The 14,981-nt window shown below is 72.3% G+C and carries 10 protein-coding genes and 1 pseudogene; 2 read left to right on the top strand and 9 right to left on the bottom strand.

Annotated elements, in window-relative coordinates; all coding sequences use genetic code 11:
* Positions 1–6: 6 nt before the first annotated feature.
* From CP976_RS23015 to CP976_RS22980, 8 genes and pseudogenes are all read right to left on the bottom strand, one after another.
* Positions 7–783 carry a crotonase/enoyl-CoA hydratase family protein gene (locus tag CP976_RS23015; RefSeq protein WP_150482079.1) on the bottom strand — a complete coding sequence of 259 codons (777 nt, stop codon included), beginning with the start codon at positions 781–783 and terminating at the stop codon, positions 7–9.
* A gap of 27 nt (positions 784–810) precedes the next feature.
* Positions 811–1,980: a CaiB/BaiF CoA transferase family protein gene (locus CP976_RS23010; protein ID WP_150482078.1), complete on the bottom strand. Its 1,170-nt coding sequence runs from the start codon at positions 1,978–1,980 to the stop codon at positions 811–813.
* Between the two features lie 166 nt (positions 1,981–2,146).
* Positions 2,147–3,058, bottom strand: a complete 912-nt coding sequence (locus tag CP976_RS23005) for a LysR family transcriptional regulator (RefSeq protein WP_150482077.1) — start codon at positions 3,056–3,058, stop codon at positions 2,147–2,149.
* Between the two features lie 10 nt (positions 3,059–3,068).
* Positions 3,069–3,617 (bottom strand): GNAT family N-acetyltransferase, encoded by a 549-nt coding sequence (locus CP976_RS23000; RefSeq protein ID WP_150482076.1) that lies wholly within the window; start codon positions 3,615–3,617, stop codon positions 3,069–3,071.
* Positions 3,618–3,668: 51 nt separating this feature from the next.
* Complete coding sequence (locus CP976_RS22995) at positions 3,669–4,178, bottom strand: inclusion body family protein (protein WP_150482075.1); 510 nt, start codon at positions 4,176–4,178, stop codon at positions 3,669–3,671.
* On the bottom strand, positions 4,171–6,015 hold the full coding sequence (locus tag CP976_RS22990; protein WP_150482074.1) for a thiamine pyrophosphate-binding protein: 1,845 nt from the start codon (positions 6,013–6,015) through the stop codon (positions 4,171–4,173). Before CP976_RS22990 ends, CP976_RS22995 begins: the two co-directional genes overlap by 8 nt.
* Positions 6,012–8,051: a flavin monoamine oxidase family protein gene (locus CP976_RS22985; RefSeq protein ID WP_150482073.1), complete on the bottom strand. Its 2,040-nt coding sequence runs from the start codon at positions 8,049–8,051 to the stop codon at positions 6,012–6,014. Before CP976_RS22985 ends, CP976_RS22990 begins: the two co-directional genes overlap by 4 nt.
* 244 nt (positions 8,052–8,295) lie before the next feature.
* Positions 8,296–9,500 (bottom strand): annotated as a pseudogene (locus CP976_RS22980) (MFS transporter).
* Between the two features lie 118 nt (positions 9,501–9,618).
* Between CP976_RS22980 and CP976_RS22975 the strand changes: the two are divergent.
* Together CP976_RS22975 and CP976_RS22970 are read left to right on the top strand one after the other, a co-directional pair.
* A complete protein-coding gene (locus CP976_RS22975) occupies positions 9,619–9,999 on the top strand; it encodes an ArsR/SmtB family transcription factor (RefSeq protein ID WP_150482072.1) in 381 nt (126 codons plus the stop codon).
* Between the two features lie 132 nt (positions 10,000–10,131).
* The gene (locus tag CP976_RS22970; protein ID WP_150482071.1) at positions 10,132–11,052 is read left to right on the top strand and encodes a hypothetical protein; all 921 of its coding nucleotides are present in this window, start codon (positions 10,132–10,134) and stop codon (positions 11,050–11,052) included.
* 12 nt (positions 11,053–11,064) lie between these two features.
* Here CP976_RS22970 and CP976_RS22965 read toward each other — a convergent pair whose 3' ends face one another.
* Positions 11,065–14,874: an nSTAND1 domain-containing NTPase gene (locus tag CP976_RS22965; protein ID WP_150482070.1), complete on the bottom strand. Its 3,810-nt coding sequence runs from the start codon at positions 14,872–14,874 to the stop codon at positions 11,065–11,067.
* Between the last annotated feature and the right edge of the window lie 107 nt (positions 14,875–14,981).

Genomic DNA, 14,981 nt, shown 5'->3' with positions numbered 1-14,981 from the left:
GCCGGCTCACCGTCCCGTCCACCGCGCGGGGCGGCGCTCGGCGAAGGCGGTCATGCCCTCGCGTACGTCCGCCGAGGCCATCAGGGTCTTCATCTCCCCGCGCTGGAAGGCGAAGGCGTCGGCGTCGGGCGCTCCGTCGGCGGCGCGGACGACGCGCTTGACGGCCGCGAGTGCGAGCGGGGCGTTCTCCGCGAGCCGTTCGGCCAGCCGGAGCGCCTCGACGACGGCCTGGCCGGTGGCGGTGACCCGGTTGGCCAGACCCAGTTCGCCGGCGCGGCGGCCGTCGACGGGCTCGCCGGTCAGCAGGAGTTCCATGGCCAGGTGGTGCGGGATGCGCTTGGGCAGCCGGATCACGCCGCCGCCCGCCGCGATCAGCCCGCGCTTGACCTCGGGCAGCCCGAACCGGGCGTCCTCGGCCGCGACGATCAGGTCGCAGGCCAGGGCCAGTTCGAAGCCGCCGCCCATGGCGTAACCCTCCACGGCGGCGATGAGGGGCTTGGCCGGCTCGGCCTCGGTCAGGCCGCCGAAGCCGCGGCCTTCGACCTCGGGCGACTCACCGCGCAGCGCGGCCTTGAGGTCCATGCCGGCGCTGAACGTGCCGCCCTCGCCGGTCAGGACACCGGCCCGCAGCTCGGGGTCGGCCTCCAGTTCGTCCAGTGCGGCGGTCAGGCCGGCGGCGACCGCTGCGTTCACGGCGTTGCGGGCCTCGGGGCGGTCGAGGGTGATCAGCAGGGCGGAGCCGATCCGTTCGGTGCGTACGGCGGGAGGTGTGGGGGTGCTCATGGTTGTCCTCCTGTGACGGTCAGACGGTCAGCGGGCGGCGGCGTCGAGCTCGGCGAGGACGTTCTCGGTGTCCTGGCCGGCGACCGGTGCCAGACGGCGGATCGAGCCGGGGGTGGCGGAGAAGCGCAGCGGGATGCCGATGGTGCGGACCGTGCCCTCGGTCGGGTGCTCGACGGTGTCGAGCAGGTGGCCGTCGCGGACGTAGGGGTCCTCGTGGGCGCGGTCCAGTTCCAGCACCGGAGCCATCGGGATGCTGTGCTTGGCGCACACCTCCGCCCACTCCTCGGTGGTCAGCGCCGGGGCGCAGGTCTCCAGGAGCGCGGCCAGGTCCTCGTGGTCGGCACTGTCGATGGCGTCCCCGTTGACGCGCGGGTCCTCCGCGAGGTCCGGGCGTCCGGCGGCGGTGAAGAAGTCCCGGTAGTTCCGCGGGTTGTACGGCATGACGCAGGCCAGGCCGTCCTTGGTGCGCACCGCCTTGTGACCCTTCAGCATCGACAGGGCGAAGCCGGTGGGGCCCGTCTCGGGCACGTGGGTGTGTCCCGCCAGGTGCTCGACCAGGTTGAACGCGATGAGGGTGTCCGTCATCGGGATCTCGACGAGCTGGCCCTGCCCGGTCCTGTTCCGGTGCAGCAGGGCGGCGAGCACGCTGTAGGCGATGGTCAGGGAGGAGACCTTGTCGCCGATGATGGTCGGCAGGTAGACGGGCTCGCCGAGCGCCCGGTCGGCGATGTCGACCAGGCCGGACGCGGCCTGCACGGTCTCGTCGTAGGCGGCGTTGCCGGCCCGGTCCGAGTCGCTGCGGAAGCCCTGGGCGTGCGCGTAGACGAGGCCCGGGTTGCGGGCGGCGATGTCGTCGTGGGACAGGCCGAGGCGGTGCAGTGCGCCCGGCCGCATGTTGGTGATCAGCACGTCGGCGGTGTCGATCAGCCGCAGCGCCCGCTCCCGGTCGGTGTCGTCCTTGAGGTTGAGGGCCACGCTGCGCTTGTTGCGGTTGACGTTGAGGTTCAGCGGGGTCATGCCCGGCGTGGTGCGGTAGTGGCCCACGCGCACGGTGTCGGCGGGCGACTCGATCTTGATCACGTCGGCGCCCAGGTCGCCGAGGATCTGTGCCGCGTAGGGGCCCATCACCACGGTGGACAGGTCGATCACGCGGATGCCCTCCAGGGGGCCGGTGGCGGTGTCCGTGATGTCCGTCATCGCTTTTCCTTCAACTCCTCGCTCCGTCATGTATGTGTATCTGGAAACTAAGTTAGCAAGGAGGAGGCGAGGAACGGAAACAAATGGAGTGACCGATGAACGAAAGGCGGTATGACCGCAGTGGTCATACCGCCTTTGGTGAAAGCTTTCCGAATACTTGGATGGATCAGGTGTGGAGCGGCTCGGCGAAGATCTCGCGGGCGGCGGCGACGACTTCCTCCAGGTCACCGCCGTGCGCACGGTCCTTGCGCCACAGCAGTCCGGTCTCCAGGCGGGGATGGAAATCCGAGAAGGGAAGGACGGTCACATTGTCGAGACGGTGATTCTGCACGGGGCTTCGCGGATCCAGCATGGAAATGGAGAACGCCAGGCCGCTGGACACTATCTCGGAAACTCCGTCGAATGTCGCGCTGCCGATTTCGATACGCTTCTTGACGCCGAGTTCGGCAAGCTGCTGGTCGAGACCGCGGAAATACGCGTTGGTCACGGCCGTGGGCGAGCCCGCGTAGGCCAGTCCGGACAGTTCCGCCAGGGCGATCGACTCCCGCCCGGCGAACCGGTCCCTGGGCACGACCGCGCCGAGCCGCTCCGACATCACCGGCAGCTGTTCCAGGGCCGGGTCGCCGCCGACCGGGAGGCGGGCCAGGGTCAGCGCCAGTCTGCCGTCGCACACGGCGTCGACCAGACGCTCGGTGCCGCCCGGCCAGCGTTTGATCTCGAACCGGTCACCGACCCGCTCGGCGAGCGCGTCCATCCGTGCCCGCAGGTCCGGATGGATACCGCTCGGAACACCGAGCAGCAGGGTGGTCCGCCGTGGCCGGGCCGTCTCGTCCAGCCGCCACTGGATGGAGTCGACCTGCTCCAGGACCCCGCGGGCGATCGGCAGCAGCGCGCTGCCGGCCGGGGTGAGCCGCACATGATGGGTGTCGCGGTCGAACAGCCGGTGTCCGAGCTCGTTCTCGAGATCCTTGATCCGCCTGCTCAAAGGGGATGCCGCCATGTGCAGTTTGCGGGCCGCGGTGGAGAAGTTCAGTTCTTGGGCGACGGCGACGAAATAGCGCAGGTGCAGGAGCTCCACACGGTTCACCCTAACCGCTGCGGAGCGAGGTCCCCGGGGCTGTGGGACCGGAGAGCTCCTTCTCCAGCAGGGTGAAGGACTTGGGCGCCCCGCCCGGCTGCGGCTTGCCCTCCTTGTGGCCCACGACGCGGTAACCGGCCTGCCGGTAATAGGCGTTGAGCTGCGCGTTGCCCGCCAGGCAGTCCAGGCGGACCCGGATCCGTCCGGCCTCGGCCACCCGGCGCTCCGCGGCCTCCAGCAGCAGCCGCCCCGTTCCGGGCGCGGCGGCGCTCCGGTCCACCATGAGCCGGTGCACGTACCCGGCCACGGGCGGCTGCGGCCCCCAGGCGGCCTCGTCCTGCCACCACAGCTCCCAGGCACCGAGGACACGCCCGCCGGCCTCCGCGAGCCAGACCTCGCCGCGCGCCATGACCTGACGGAAGTGCTCCTCGTCCAGCTCCCCCGGCCGCCACTGCCCGGTGACACCGCGGGCCAGCATCCAGCGGGCCGCGGCGTCACGGAGACGGACGAGGGTGGCCAGGTCGGCCTCGGTGGCCGGGCGGACGCGTAGATCATTCACCCGGGGATCGTCGCACGTCCGTCCGACGACGGTCCCTCAGACCACCTCTGCTCAGGAATCCTCGATGGTGATGAAGGGATCCCACTGGAAGTAGCCCTTCAACTGGCGGTGGCGGTCCAGGATCTGGAAGGAGAAGTGGTAGGTGACCTGGCCGGCCTTCTTGACGGTCGTGCGCCAGTAGTGGTCCTGGTACCGCTGCGTGTCGAAGTTCGGCCTGCCCTCGGATCCCTCCTTCGGCAGGGGATAGATGCCGTCGACCACCTCGATCTCCGGTGTCCTGATCAACTGGTGCTGGGGGTCGTTGCTGACGTACCGGTACAGCAGTGCCTTGTAGTCGCTGCCGAGCGAGAGGGTCGTCTCGCGCCACCTGATGCTGTCGCCGGGTTCGGCCCGGAGGTTCAGTTCGGCGCCCGACGTGCCGACTATGTGGTCGAGGCGGGTCGTCATGTAGATCAGGTTGTGGTCGACCCACGTCGGCGCGTCGGGGTTCCGGGACGCGCTGGGGTTCCGTTCGACGATCGTGGCCGCGTCGAACGCGATCAGTACGTTGAGATCAGCCATGCTGCTGCTCCTTCTTCTTGGGCACCTTGTACGCCATCGCCCGCGGGTAGTCGTGGCGGTGCAGACGGACGCGGACCAAAAGCGGTCCGGCGTTCAGCGGGTCGGCCGGGTCGGTGAGGCGGTCCAGGAGGTCGTCGAGTTCCGCGGTGTGCGCGACGGTGACGCCGTTCGCCGGGGTGTGCTTCCCGGCGAAGACGTCCGCGAGGCGGTCGTAGTGCCAGGGGTGGAGGACGTTGTAGAAGTCGGGGTCGGCCGCGTCGTGGTCCGCGTAGTACGCCGGATGCACCAGCATCTGCTCGACGCCGTAGAAGTGGCCGTTGTCCATGACGAACACCACCGACCGCAGGCCGTGCCTGGTGTGCGTGGAGAGTTCCTGGCAGGTCTCCTGGAAGGCGCCGTCGCCGACGAACACCATCGGGCGGACGGCGCCGCGCTCGGGGGCGAGCGCGGCGCCGGTGGCCGCGCCGACCGACCAGCCGATGGACAGCCAGCTGACCTGTGACAGGAACCCGCCCGCCGGCAGGGACAGGTTCATCGAGCCGATGAGGGAGAACGCGGCGTCGGAGACGACCGTCCAGTCCTCCCGCGTCTCGTGGTTCAGGAAGTGGTTGATCCGGTCGAACACGGCGTCGTAGGTGAGGCGTTCGGCGCGCCGGTGGGGCGAGCGGCTGCTGCGCAGTGAGGCCCGGTGGTGTTCCAGACCCGCCGGGCGGTTCTCGCGCGGTCCGTGGTGGGCGTAGGACTCGGCGTAGTAGTCGGCGGTCAGGCCCCCTGAGCCGTACGCCTTCACCAGCGCGTCCTGGAGGGCGGGCAGCAACTGTGTGAGCTGGACGTCGGGGAAGTAGGAGGTGCCGACGCTGATGCCGCCGTGCGCGGCCATCACCCAGTCGTCGCCGACGCTCTGCTCCCCGCCCAGGTTCTTGGACGTGGACCAGGCGCCGAGCCCGATGCGGCAGGTGGCCCAGTCCTTGAACACGGCGTGCACGTCCGGGTGGCTGGCGCCGCCGTTGTAGACGCCGTGGAACTGCGGCAGGTCCTCGTCGACGACGGCTTTGGCGCCGACGGTCGTGCAGAACGGCACGCCCGTCGCCTCCACCAGGTCGACGAGCTGCCCGCCGAGGCGGAACCGGTCGATCTCCTCGCCGGCCCAGACGACGGGGCGGGGCCTGCCGTCCGGGCCGGGGTGCTCCTCGACCAGGGTGAGGACCGCCTGCACGGCCTTGTCCAGCATGGTCTGGTTGCGCGCGCTGAACGGCCGCTCCCGGGGGACGATCGGCGCATGGGGCTCGGGGCAGGGCTCGTCCCAGAGGTCCTCCATGACCTCCAGGTAGACCGGCCGGCGCTCGGAGAGGCACGCGGTGAGCGCGGCGTCGATCTGGCCGGGGGCGAGGCCCGGGTTGGAGATGGCCTGGGCGTCCACGGTGACCTGCCGGTAGACGTCCAGGTTGCTCTCCGGGCGGGGGCTCATGTGCGAGGTGAGCAGGCCGACGGCACGGTAGTTCTGCCACTGCTCGTAGGGCGGGGAGGCGTTGACGGCGACCAGCGGGACCTGTTCGACGTAGGCGCCGCCGCAGGCGTTGAGCAGGTTGAACGCGCCAACGCTGTAAGTGACGGCGGCCGCTCCGATGCCGTGGATACGGGCGTAGGCGTCGGCGGCCTGGCCCGCGCCGCCCTCCGTGGGGGTTCCGACCCACTCGATGTCGCCCTCGGCCCGCAGGGTGGTCAGGAACGGGCCGAGGTGGTTGCCGGGGACGCCGAACAGGTGCGTGATGCCCAGCTCGGCCAGACGCAGGGCGAGGTAGCGGGCGACTGTGCACTCGTGGTCCATCGCGGTCATGAGCGGTCCCCCTCCCGGTCCGCGCCCGGGGTGGTGACCGGCGGGGCCTGGTGGACGGCGAGGGCGGCACGCACGGCGCTCTCCAGGGCGCCCTCGATCCAGGCGTGCTTGAGGGAGGTGTGCTCCCCGGCGAAGTGCACGGGGCCTTCGGGCCGGGAGACGTCCAGGTGGAAGCTGGTCATCTGGTGCGCGGTGTAGATGGCGGCCTCGCCGAAGGCGTACGGGTCGCGGGCCCAGCTCTGAGTGGCGCCGCGTCCGGTGAAGAACACCTCGATGCGGCGGCCGTGCAGGGCCTGGAGGTTGCGCAGGGCGTAGACGTAGCGTTCCGCGGGGCGCATGGAGTCCCAGCGGGCGGCGTCGTCCGACCAGCAGTACGAGGCGAGCACGACGCCGCCGGTGCTGCCCTCGACCCGGTGCGAGGGGTAGTACATGAACCGGTTGGGGTTGTCGGTGGCCGAGCCCCCTCCGAAGCAGTGGGTGGCGGGGCGGACCGCGGGGCCGCGCAGCGGCAGGGTGCTGTTGAGCTGACGCATCTCCTCGGTGACGCTGCTGTCCTTGACGGCGGCCGCCAGCAGGTCGGTGCCCGACCCGTCGAACGTGAGGGCGGGTTCGGCGTCCACCTGGGCGCCCAGCCGGTAGTACTCGTACAGGCCGGGTGCGACGCGGTCGAGTTCGTCGCGCCAGTCGGCCTCGGTGAACTCCCACCACCGGTGGCTGAACTCCAGCAGCACCTTGGTGGCCTGGTCGTAGTGGGTCTCGATGATCGCGCGGCGCTTCTTGTACGACATCGACGGGACGATCTCCACGAAGCGCAGGGCGGAGAACGGGATGGTGACGATCGCCAGGTCGGCCGTCCACAGGCGCGGCGGGGCCTGTGGATCGTTCTCGGCGACGGTCTGCACGGCCACGCCCCACCCGTCGGGCCCCACGGCGCCGGTGCCCTCCGGGTCGGTGTCGCGGCTGGGGTCGTGGTACTCGAGGCGGATCATGCGGTGGCCGAGCCGCACCTCGTCGCGCAGGCCCTGGTGGAGGGCGTGCGGCAGGCGCCAACTGCCGCCGGGTATCTCCCAGTAGCGGACGCCGGGATTGATGTCGCTGCGGCTCAGGAAGCTGTGGAAGAACGACAGATGCAGCCGCGAGGACATGTTCTCCAGCGTTCCGACGGCCTCGATCGCCTCGTCGCTGAGACCGGCGTGATCGCGCAGGAAGCCGCCCATCGAGTAGCCGTCGAAGTCGCGGATCACCCGCGCCCAGCCCTCGACCCACTCCTCGAACGGCTTGTTGACGCGCTTGCCGTCGACGACGTCGGAGTAGTAGTCGCGCACGCTCTCCAGCGCGTCGTCGACCATCTTCACGACGGGGGCGCGGACCTCGTCGTCGGTGAGGTGGAAGCCCTCGTTGATCCGCTCGGGACCGGCGGCGTAGTCGGCGCGCCGCACCTGGGTGCGGTTGGCGCGGATCCAGGAGTTGCCGCGCTTGTCGGGTTCGCGGAAGTCCGGGCTGTCGTCGCCGTAGGTCCAGGTGCGGCCGGTGAAGGAGGTGTACGTCACCGGGGGCACGGGGACGTCGGGGCCGCTGCCGGTGCCGGGGGCCACGTCCACGTTGTAGAACTGGCGGCGGCCGAGCCCGAGTTTGTCGACCAGGGCGAGGACGAGCGGGTGGAAGTCGGGCAGCCGCATGGCGCCCGCCTCGGCGTACTGGGCGGGGTCGTCGAAGGGCTGGTGGTGTTTGGTGGCGCGGAAGGTCTTGATGCGTCCGCCGACGCGGCCGGCGTTGGCCTCCAGGATGGTGACGTCGTGTCCGGCGTCCTTGAGCAGCCGGCCGGCGACGAGGCCGGTGATGCCGGCGCCGACGACGAGGATCTTCTTGCGCGGGTGCGGGGTGGGGCCGAGGCGGCCCGTGTCTATCAGGGTGTGCAGGTAGCCGAGTTTGAGGTCGGTGCCGTCCGGCCCGACGAGGAGGAGTTCGCGGGCGAGCCTGAGGCAGGTCTGCCAGCGTGCACGGGTGGCGGAGTCGTCCCGAGGTAAGTCGGTCATAGCTTGCGATCGTAGATATGCCGAAACGATTTCGCGGTTTTTCTCGCGCATAAAGTCCGGAAAACAGCGATCGCGTTTCCTGGCGGGATTTCGACTTGCTCGAATTCCTTTGCGAAATACGGGAGATTCGTCAGGGGCGGAAGGTAAAGGGGCGCGAAAAGGCCCCCATCACCAATTCACTTGCGGAATGCGGAAATCCTGGTGCCTCGGCGCCGTCGCGCAGGCACGGCGCACCGCCGGACGGTCACGCGGGTTCGGGAACCCGGCGCCGGCTCGCGAGGACGAAGAGCGCGCCGACGACGGCCAGGACCGTCAGGGCGGTGCCGAAGACGGTCGCCCCGGTGGGCAGTCCCACCGCGTCCATGAGGTAGCCCGTGGACACCGGCAGGAGTCCCGCCGGGAGGTAACCGCCCACGTTGAGCGCGGCGTTGGCCTCGGCGAGCCGCTGCGGCGGGACGGTGGAGTTGAGCAGGGAGAGGCCGCCGAGCTGGCCCATGCCCTGGCCGGCCCCGGCGAGCAGGGCGGAGGTGACGAGCAGGACGACGGACGAGGCGGGCACGGCGGCGATCAGTGCGGCCATGCCGAGGGCGGTGCTGATCGCGCCGGCGGTCAGGACGGTGCGCCGGGGCAGCTTCCGCACGGCGAACTGGACGCCGGTGGCGGCGAGGAACATGACGAACGCCATGGTTCCGGAGACGATCCGGCTGGTGGTGCCGAGCAATTCGGTCAGCAGGGTGGGGCCGAGCGACAGCACGAAGGACGTGGCGGTGATGCCGGGGGCGAATACCGCGATTCCCAGAGCGAGATGGACGCCGTTGCCGCGCGGCACGCCGGGCACGCGCACCCAGGCGCCCTCACGGGCGCGGCGGGACGGCGTACGGGCATGCGCAGCACGGCGAGGACGGCCGTGACCAGCAGCACCGCCTCGACGGCGAAGACGGTCACCGTGGGCGCCGGCAGCGTCTCGGACAGCACGCCGGCGAGCAGCGGACCGAGGCCGGCCCCGAAGACCATCGCGCAGGAGGCGAGCAGGGCCGCCAGCCGCCTGCGCTCCGGTCCGGCCACGTCCGTCACGGCGGCCATGCCCGCGGAGACGACGGCACCGACGGCGATCCCGGTGAACAGCCGGGCGACGAGCAGCGCGGTGACGGTCGTGGCCGTCGCGAAGATCGCGCAGGCGGCGAGTGCGAGGGCGAGCGCGGGCAGCAGCACGGGCTTGCGTCCCAGGCGGTCGGAGACCACGCCCGAGACGAGCAGCGACCCGAGCAGGCCGACGATGTAGAACGCGAAGACGACGGTCAGGGTGCCCTGGGAGAAGCCGATGTCGCGCTGCCACAGCACGTACAGCGGGGTCGCCGCGTTGGACAGCACGAAGACGGCGGTGACCGGCCACGCCGCCAGCCACACCCACCAGGTGGGGGTACGGGGTGCGGCCTGACGTTCCGGCATGGCTGATCCCTCCGGGGAGCTCAGTACGAGTTTTTTCGAACTTGGTTCTTTCGAACCTAGCACGCAGTACGATGAAACTCGTACAAGCGATTCGGATGACGAAGACAGGGAGCTGCCCATGTCCGCCACGGCTCACGACGTGCCGGTCGTCAAGGTGCTGCCGGAGCCGGAGGACCTGCCGGAACCGCTGCCCGAGCCGGCGGTCGGGGAGCTGCGCCTGGAGACGGTGCTGGGCGCCCTGAGCGACCCGCTGCGCCTGACGATCGTGCGCAAGCTCCTGTTGGAGTCGGAGGCGTTCGACCACTCCTGCGGCTGGTTCGGCCTCGACCGCCCCAAGTCCTCCCTCACCCACCACTTCAAGGCGCTGCGCGAGGCCGGTGTCACCCGCCAGCGCCAGTACGGCCTGGAGCGCCGCAGCCACGTCCGCGTGGCCGACCTCGACGCCCGCTTCCCCGGCCTCCTGGAGCTGGTGGCGGCGTGGACCCCGAAGACGCCGTGAGCTGAGGCGGGAACCGCCACCGACGACCGCCCGGACGCGTTGTTCGGTCAGCGGACCGGGTGGCTGAACAATCCGTGCCGCGGCTGAACTGGGCTCGCCGGAAAGGGCCGCAGCACGGAGAGGGGTCATCGGATGGGCAGGAGCAGGGGCGTCGCGGTCGCGGTCGCCGGGCTGGTGCTGGCCGTCGGGGGTTGCGCAGAGGGCGGGACGGACGAGAAGGCCGCCAGGTCGTCGGCCGAGCCGAAACCGACCCGATCGCCGTCATCGTCGCCGTCGCCGTCGTCCGAACTCGTGGAGTGGGCCGGCGACATGTGCGAGTCGACGGTCGCGCTCCGGAACCTGCGGAAGGAGAGCGCCGCGGATCTGAAGGAGATCCGGGACTCGGACGACGAGACCGGGATGCTCGCCCACGCCCGCGCCCTCAGCTACCTCTCGACGACACCGGCGGACGTGGAGACCGTGGCCGGCGACCTGGAGGCCATCGGTGCGTCGGGCGTGCCCGCGGCCGACCGGCTGCGCGACGCCCTGCGGAAGAAGGTCAGGAGTGTCGCCAACGAGCTCGAAGCACAGTCACCGGCGGTGGGCCTCGAGTACGCCGAGAGCACTGTCGCGGACGCCGACAAGCGGGTCCAGTCCCTCACCCCGCCGCAGCCGGACCTGCCCACGCTGGCCGAGAAGATCCCGCGGCTCGCGGCGGCGTACGAGCGGGCCGAGCAGTGCGCGCCGGGCTGGAAACCCGGCGGGGCGTCCGGGGACGGCGGCTCGCCCGCGCCCGACGCCACCGGCCCGCTGCCCAAGGCCGCGGACGGCAGGAACTACGCGGCCTGCTCGGACGGGGCGTGCGAGGTCCTGGTGACCTCCACCGCGGACATCACGGCGAAGGGCACGAAGGTGCACGTCATCGTGGCGGACGACTCCATCACCTTCCAGTCGGGGGGCGGCCTGATGCAGTTCGGCGGCGCGGGCGGTGAGGCCGGGTTCGGCAACGGCCTGAAAGCGAACGTCGTCGCCCACAACAAGGACGGTGCCGTGCTGAAGTTCTCCCGTCCGTGAGCACCTCTACCGCTACCGCCCTGCGCAGGCCTCCCGGTAGGGGAGTTGCGGCAGCTGCGCCTCCCAGTCGGCCCGGGTCAGGATCCCGCCGGTGTGCCCGCAGACGTACGTGGCCGCGCGGTCCTCGTCCAGCGTCCACACCCGGGCCGTCAGGTCGTAGCCGGCGGAGGCGAGGGCGTCGCCGCGCGGGCTGAACGCGACGGTGGTGACGGTGTCGAGATGGCCGGTGAGCTCCTGGCCGGACGGCTCGGCCCGGGCCGGGTCGGACACCTCCCACAGGCGGACCGTGTGGTCGCCGCCGCCGGTCGCCAGTGTCTTGCCGTCCGGTGCGAAGGACAGGGCCCTGACCGCCGCGCGGTGCCCGGTCAGCTCCTCCCCCAACGGGCGGGCGCGGTCACCCCGTTCCACGTCCCGCACATCCCACAGCCGCACCGTACGGTCGTCGCTGCCCGTCGCCAGTGTCCTCCCGTCCGGGGCGAAGGCCACCGCCTCGACCGACTCGTCGTGCCCGGCGAGGGCGGCGCCCGCAGGCCGGGCCCGCGTCCGGTCGCCGTCCACGTGCCACAGGCGGGCCGTGGCGTCCTCGGCACCGGTGGCCACGAGGCGGCCGCCGGGGGCGAAGGCCACGGAGGTGACGGCGTCCGTGTGGCCGCGCAGCGGTGCGCCGAGCGGCCGTGCGCGGTCCGGGCGGCGTACGTCCCACAGCCGTACCGTGTCGTCGGTGCCGCCGGTGGCCAGGGTGCGGCCGTCCGGCGCGAACGCGACGGCGCCGGCTTCCCCGTCGTGTGCGCGCAGGGGCGCTCCGAGCGGGGCGGGGCGTTCGGGCGCGGAGACGTCCCACAGGCGTACGGTGCCGTCCGCGGAGCCGCTCACCGCCGTACGGCCGTCGGGTGCGAACGCGACGGCCAGCACCCGCTCTTCGTGGGTGAGCGGCCGCGGCAGCCGGCGCGGACGGTCCGGGCGGCGCACGTCCCACAGGCGGACCAGCCCGTCGTCGGTGCTGGCGGCGGCGAGCAGGCGGCCGTCGGGGCTGTAGGCGACGGCGGTCACCGGGTTGGTGAAGTCGGTGAGGACGGTCGGCGGCCGGTGCCAGAGCAGCACGCCGCCGTCGGCGCCGGTGCTGGCGAGGGTACGGCCGTCGGGGCTGAAGGCGACCTCCCACACGGGCTCCGTATGCCCGGTCAGCGGCTCCCCGAGCCGCTGGGGATAGGCGGGGTTGGCCACGTTCCACAGCAGGGGCGCGTCGTCCTCTCCCGCGCTCGCCAGGGTCTCCCCGTCGGGGCTGAACGCGACCGACATGACGGGCGCGGTGTGCCCGGTGAGCGGTTCGCCCAGCGAGGTGAGCCGGTCCGGGCGGGACGCGTCCCACAGCCGCACCGTCTCGTCGAAGCCCGCGGTGGCCAGCGTGCGCCCGTCGGGCGAGAAGGCCAGGGTCCAGACCGGGTCGGGGTGGGCGCGCAGGGGCTTGCCCAGCGGTGTGATGCCGTCGTTCCCGCCGTACCGCCACATCCGGACGGTGCCGTCGTAACCCGCCGTCGCCAGGGTGTTCCCGTCCGGGGCGAACGCGACCGCGCGGACGCTGCGGTCCTCCGAGTCGTCGGCCGCGGCGGGGTTGCCGAGCGGCGCGGGGCGGGCCGGGTCGGTCAGGTCCCACAGGCGTACGGTGCCGTCGTCGCCGGCGGTGGCCAGGGTGCGGCCGCCGGGGGCGAAGGCGACGGAGACGATGTTCTCCTCGCCGTGACTCACCAGCGGGCGGCCGAGGGGGCGGGGGCGCTCCCGGTCCCGCACGCCCCACAGGCGGATGACACCGCCCTCGCCGGTGGCCGCCAGCAGGTCGCGGTCCCCCGGTGCGAAGGCGACCGCGCCGACCCGGTCCGTCCCGAACCGCAGCGGCGCGCCCAGCGCCTCGCCGCCGGTGTCCCACAGCCGGACCGTGCCGTCGTGGCCGCCGCCGGCCAGGGTGCGGCCGTCGGGCGCGTACGCCACGGAACTGCCGGTCCCGTCGTGCCCGGGCAGCCGCGTGGCCAGGACCCGGCCCGCGTCCGAGGCCAGCCGGGTCCGCAGGTCCGGGGTGGAGCGCATGCGGTACGCGGCCACGTCCAGCCGGGCGGCCAGCCCGGCGTGGGTGTCGCGGACCCGGTCGGCCTCGGCGGTGAGCCCGCCGAACACGGCGTCGTCCCGTTCCGCCTGCGCGGTGGCGCGGGCCTGGAGGGCGACGACGGCGGTGCCGGTGGCGAGCAGGGCGAGCGCGGCGAGTACCGCCACGACCGTGCGGCGCAGGAGCGCGGCACGGTGCCGGCGGCGCAGCGAGGTCGTGAGGAACCGCCTCTCCAGTGGCGTCAGTTCGTCACTGCCGGGGGCCGCGCCGTCCGCCGGGAAGGCGTCGCGGGCGGCGGACAGCCGGGAGCCGGCGTAGAGCGCGGCGGTCTCCTGTCCCAGGTCCTGCCAGGTGCGGGCCGCCTCGGAGAGGGCGCGGTGGACGCGCAGCCGATCGCGTTCGGCGTCGATCCAGGCGCGCAGGCGCGGCCAGGCGGTGATGAGGGCCTCGTGGGCGAGGTCGGCGGTGCCGTCGTCGAAGGTGATGAGGCGGGCCCGGGCCAGGCGTTCCAGGACCACCCGGGTGTCGGCGGGGTCGCCGAAGTCGAGCTCCGCGTGGTCGGTGGGGCGGCGGGTGTCGGCGGTCCCGTCGCCAGGAGCGACGAGGCGCAGCAGGATTTGGCGCGCCAACTCGGCTTGACTGCCCGTCAGTTCGCCGTAGACCTGCTCGGCCGTCCGGACGACGGCGCCGTGCAGTCCGCCGGCCGCCTCGTACGCGGTCTCGGTCAGGGCCCGGCCGCTGCGGTGGCGCCAGGTCTCCAGCAGGGCGTGCGACATCAGGGGCAGACCGCCGGGGGCGTCCTCGACCTCGTCCAGGAGGCGGTCGGTCAGGGAGCGTTCGACGATCAGCCCGGCCGCGGTGGCCGGGCGGACGATGGCCTCCCGCAGTTCCGCCCGGCTCATCGGCCCGGCGAGCAGCGTGGCGTCCTGCAACGCGGCCGTGAGCCCGGGATGTTCGGCACACCGGCCGAGGAAGTCGGCCCGTACCGCGATGACGACGCGCAGCCTGCTGTCGGCGCCGGTGGCGGCCACGAGACGGTCGATGAAGGTGTCGCGGTCGGCCGGGTCCGCGCCGAGGGTGTACAGCTCCTCGAACTGGTCGACGATCAGCCAGGTGTCGGCGTCGGTGTCCGGTACGGGTTCCAGCCGCTCGGCGTGCGTGCGCAGCGGATCGGCGCCGGGGGTGAGGATCCGTACGGCCGCGGGCGGCACGTCGTCGTGGCCGGCCGCCCGCAACCGGGGGATCAGGCCCGCCCGCAGCAGCGACGACTTGCCGCTGCCGGAGGGGCCGAAGACGGCGGTGAAGCGGTGCTTGCGGTTCAGCTCGGTGAGCCGCTCCACGAGCTGGTCGCGGCCGAAGAACAGTTCGGCGTCGCCCGGTTCGAACCGGGTCAGGCCGCGGTAGGGCGGCCGGGCGGTGTCCTCGGCGGCCGTCTCGGCGGCCAGTTCCTGAGACGCCTCGCGCCAGCGCCGCTCCCACTCGGCGAGGTCGCCGCCGCACGCCTTGACGTAGGCGAGCGTCACCGCGCGGGTGGGAAGCTGCCTGCCCGCCGCCGCCTGCGACAGGGTGGTCACCCCGTACCGCGCCCGCCGGGCCATCTCCCGGTAGGTGGGCCTGCCCGCGGCCTCGCGCAGCGCACGCAGCCCGGCGGCGAACCGCTGCACCGGCCCGGCGTCCGGATCCAGCTCGCCCTCGGCGCGACCCGGCCCTGTCTGTCCCGGCACGTGCCGCCCCCCTCGCCTCGTACGCCCTCCCTGACTTTCGGCCGTATCGGCGGCCGTGACACGGGCGTTCACCTGATCCTCACGCTTCCTCCGGGCCACTCGGTCCG

This window comes from Streptomyces coeruleorubidus, assembly GCF_008705135.1.
In the GTDB taxonomy this organism is placed as follows: domain Bacteria; phylum Actinomycetota; class Actinomycetes; order Streptomycetales; family Streptomycetaceae; genus Streptomyces; species Streptomyces coeruleofuscus.
This window is presented reverse-complemented; position numbering and strand designations above follow the sequence as displayed.

Excerpts from the sequence above, each read along its gene's own strand:
- CP976_RS23015 (WP_150482079.1), bottom strand. The coding sequence starts at position 783 with ATGAGCACCCCCACACCTCCCGCCGTACGCACCGAACGGATCGGCTCC.
- CP976_RS23010 (WP_150482078.1), bottom strand. The coding sequence starts at position 1,980 with ATGACGGACATCACGGACACCGCCACCGGCCCCCTGGAGGGCATCCGC.
- CP976_RS22990 (WP_150482074.1), bottom strand. The coding sequence starts at position 6,015 with ATGACCGCGATGGACCACGAGTGCACAGTCGCCCGCTACCTCGCCCTG.
- CP976_RS22975 (WP_150482072.1), top strand. The coding sequence starts at position 9,619 with ATGTCCGCCACGGCTCACGACGTGCCGGTCGTCAAGGTGCTGCCGGAG.
- CP976_RS22995 (WP_150482075.1), bottom strand. The coding sequence starts at position 4,178 with ATGGCTGATCTCAACGTACTGATCGCGTTCGACGCGGCCACGATCGTC.
- CP976_RS22985 (WP_150482073.1), bottom strand. The coding sequence starts at position 8,051 with ATGACCGACTTACCTCGGGACGACTCCGCCACCCGTGCACGCTGGCAG.
- CP976_RS22970 (WP_150482071.1), top strand. The coding sequence starts at position 10,132 with ATGGGCAGGAGCAGGGGCGTCGCGGTCGCGGTCGCCGGGCTGGTGCTG.